At 64.5% G+C, this 3,264-nt stretch carries 2 protein-coding genes and 2 pseudogenes; 3 read left to right on the plus strand and 1 reads right to left on the minus strand.

Annotated elements, in window-relative coordinates; all coding sequences use genetic code 11:
- The coding region (locus tag ACR652_RS13880; RefSeq protein ID WP_434507078.1) for a hypothetical protein at positions 1 to 388 on the plus strand (388 nt) is incomplete at its 5' end.
- 45 nt (positions 389 to 433) lie between these two features.
- Here ACR652_RS13880 and ACR652_RS13885 read toward each other — a convergent pair.
- Positions 434 to 1,412 (minus strand): annotated as a pseudogene (locus ACR652_RS13885) (DUF1403 family protein).
- Positions 1,413 to 1,651: 239 nt separating this feature from the next.
- On the opposite strand from ACR652_RS13885, the gene ACR652_RS13890 reads away from it, so the two are divergent.
- Positions 1,652 to 2,409, plus strand: a protein-coding gene (locus tag ACR652_RS13890; protein ID WP_434507079.1) for an IS5 family transposase whose coding sequence is annotated in 2 segments (ribosomal slippage) — positions 1,652 to 1,988 and positions 1,988 to 2,409 — 759 coding nt in all. Because the reading frame shifts where the segments join, the coding sequence is not laid out codon by codon here.
- A 74-nt stretch (positions 2,410 to 2,483) separates the two neighbouring features.
- Positions 2,484 to 3,264: pseudogene (locus ACR652_RS13895) on the plus strand (IS701 family transposase); the annotation flags it as partial.

Consider the following 3,264-nt stretch of genomic DNA (forward strand, 5'->3'; position numbering starts at 1 on the left):
CCTGGGCGCCTTCGGATCGCTCGACGCGCTCAGCCGGGCGGCGAATTGGCCGGTCGCCGCCGTGGCATTCGCCTACATCGGACTGATGCTGCCCGGGGGCGTGCTCTATGGTTGGCTGTTTCAGCGCGCGGCGAACGACCCAAGGGGCGGCTGGCTCTTTGGAATGGCCTATGGCTTCGTTCTATGGATGCTCGGACCCATCCCCCTCCTCCAATGGGCGCCCGAACAACCCATCCTGACCGGCTATCCGGCGGTGGGGTTTCTGCTGGGCGAATTGCTCTGGGGCTTGATGCTCGGACTGGCGTTTCCCCTTGTGCATCGTCCACTGCGCGCGCGGCTCGATGCAACGGGACGTCAGGCCGCGCCGGGAGGCGACGAGCTTGACTGATTGGCGGGCGTAACGTCAGGCGCCGACCCCGTTTCGTCGAAGGCTTCATCTTCGGGGCCTTCGTCGTCCCGCAGCCCGAGAGCGTCGTCGAGCGCGTAGTCCAGCGCGGCTTCTATCTCGGCGTCGCGGTCTTTCGCGCTTTCGAGCATGTTGAGTTCCGGAAGATCGCGCAGGTTGCCGAGCGCGAACATTTCGAGGAAGCGGGCGCCGCGCGGCGCGATCCGAGAGGCCGGCGCGGGACGCGGCAGCCGCGGGGGTGACGGCGTCGTCGGCGAGAAGCATGTCGACGACGTGGCGCGCGCCCTTTGCCCGCAAGGCTGGCGCGACTGCGAGAAGCCTGTTCGCCCGCCGCGCCAGCTCGACGGCGAGCGCATGGGCCTCCACGATGGCAAGGCCATAGGCGAAAGCGACCGCCGCCGGCCACTCCGCGTCCGTCGGTCGCGGCCGCCTCCCCCTGCCCCGCGCCTGAACGAAGGATGCGCCCGTGGCGATGGCGAGCAGAGGGACCGGCCGCGACCAGCCGAGTCGGCTCGAGGGCAAAATCGGCGACAACGAAAGTAAAGATTTCGGCCCCTGGGGAGGGCGTGCAGAGTTCCATCGCGGCGGCGCTGGACTGCGCCGCCGCACTGACCGGATCGGGCGCCGTGGTCACCACTTCCGCAAGGGCGCGGGCGTCGATCGCTTCATTCAGTCCGAGGAGCGCCGCCGCGCGCAAGAGCGTCGAGTCGAGGCGCGCCGGCAGCGATGCGTGCAGGCGGAAGACACGATCCAGCCGCCCGGCCGGGCTGATCTCGCCGCCGCCCGAAAGATGCTCGGCGTCGCGCGAGGCGGCCGCATCCTCGCGCAGCCGGCAAAGCCCCGCGCGGGCTTCGGCGGCGCGAAGCGCGAGGCGCTGGCGCAAACAGCCGGCGAAGACGGGTTCGGCGCCATCTGGCCCGCCGCTCAGGATCTGGTCGATGAGGGCCAGGCCTGCGCCGGCGCAATATTTGCGAAAAAAACGCCGGGCTTGTCTTGTCGCAACCATGTCCGATAATGTGCGCTTATTGTAACTGCCCTATATTTCGTAGTAGTGCCATTACAATCTCTGTTAAGTAGACATCATCTGAAGAATGCGTATCGCAATCTTACTGCCTGACTAACCAGATAGCCAACAAACTGCAGAGCACCTTCCTAAGGCACGCTCTTCGTCTTTAGGGCCCAGACCCATAAAAAGGTTGGCATAGTCGCGGGCTCGTGATTCACAGCTTCCAAAAGGAAGCGCCAATGATTCCCAATCTTTTCTGGCTGACGGACGCCCAGTTTTCGAGGATCTCGCCGCATCTGCCGAGAGACACACGCGGCAAGGCCAGGGTTGATGACCGGCGGGTAATCAGCGGGATTGTCCACGTGCTCAAGTCGGGTGGGCGCTGGATCGACGCCCCGCCGGAATACGGACCAAAGAAGACCCTCTATAACCGCTATGTCCGCTGGGCGGCCAAAGGCGTTTGGGTTCAGCTTTTCGAGGCGCTCGCTGCAGCAGGAGGGCCGCCGACGCAGGTGCTCATCGACTCCTCGTCGGTCAAGGCGCATCGCTCTGCAAGTGGCGGCAAAGGGGGGAGCGCGCCCGGGCGATCGGCAGATCAAGGGGCGGTCGCACGACAAAAATCCATGCGCTGACCGACGCCAAATGCCGACCCGTCGCTTTCATGCTTACAGGCGGCCAGGTCGCAGATTGCACGGCGGGCGCGGGGCTTCTAGCAAGGATGCTCGCCTGCGATATTCTGCACGGCGACAAGGGCTACGACAGCAACGCCCTTCGCCGTCAGATTGAGGCGGGCGGAGCCATGCCGAACATCCCGCCGAAGGCCAACCGCAAGTGGAAGAACTGCTTCTCGCCGTTCCTCTATCGCAACCGCAACGCCATCGAGCGCATGTTCTACAGGCTGAAGGACTTCAGGCGCGTGGCAACGCGCTACGATCGAAGCGCAGTGAACTTCCTCGCCGCTGTCTGCATAGCTGCGACGGTCAGCTACTGGTTATGAGTCTGGGCCCTAGCACTACTTTGGCAGATTTTTGAGAAGTCCTGCTTTTTTGGGATTCCCTCGGATCGTTTTGCGTGATTCGTGGGTGGTCGGCGTTTTGGAGGGCCGACCATGGACGAGAGCTGGAAGTCGGATCTCGAGCGGTGGCTCGCGCCTTTCATCGGCGCGCTTCGGCACAAGACGCGGGCGCGGATGTGCCCGGTCTATGTTGCGGGGTTGATCGGCGCGGGTGATCGCAAGAGCGTGCAGCCCATGGCGGTGCGGGACGGCGACGTCGGCTACGACCAGCTTCATCACTTTATCGCCAGCGGCGTATGGGACGCAGACCCGCTGGAAAGGGCGCTGCTCGCCGAAGCCGACAAGATGGTCGGCGGTTCCGATGCGTGGCTAATCGTCGATGACACAGCATTGCCCAAAAAGGGCGCGCACTCGGTCGGCGTGGCGCCACAATACGCCTCGTCCCTCGGAAAGACGGCCAACTGTCAGTCATTGGTCTCGCTTACCCTGGCGTCGGGCGAAGTTCCGGTAATGGTGGGGCTGCGGCTCTTCCTGCCCGAAAGCTGGACAAGCGATCCCCAGCGCATGGTGCAGGCGCGCGTTCCGGAGAACAGGCAGGTCGCCCTGAGCAAGCCGGAAATTGCGATTGAGGAGATCGACCGCGTCATCGCCTCCGGGGTACGCTTCGGCTGCGTCCTTGGAGATTCAGGTTATGGCCCAGCGGGCCTTTTCGTCAGGCGCTGAGCGCGCGCGGACTGCTGTGGGCGGTGGGGCTGTCACGGCGCCAGAACGTCTACCCGGCAGATGTCACGCTGGCGTTTCCTGTCGCAAAAACGGGGAAGCCGCGTAAATACCACA

This window comes from Methylocystis sp. (assembly GCF_051061225.1).
GTDB lineage: Bacteria > Pseudomonadota > Alphaproteobacteria > Rhizobiales > Beijerinckiaceae > Methylocystis.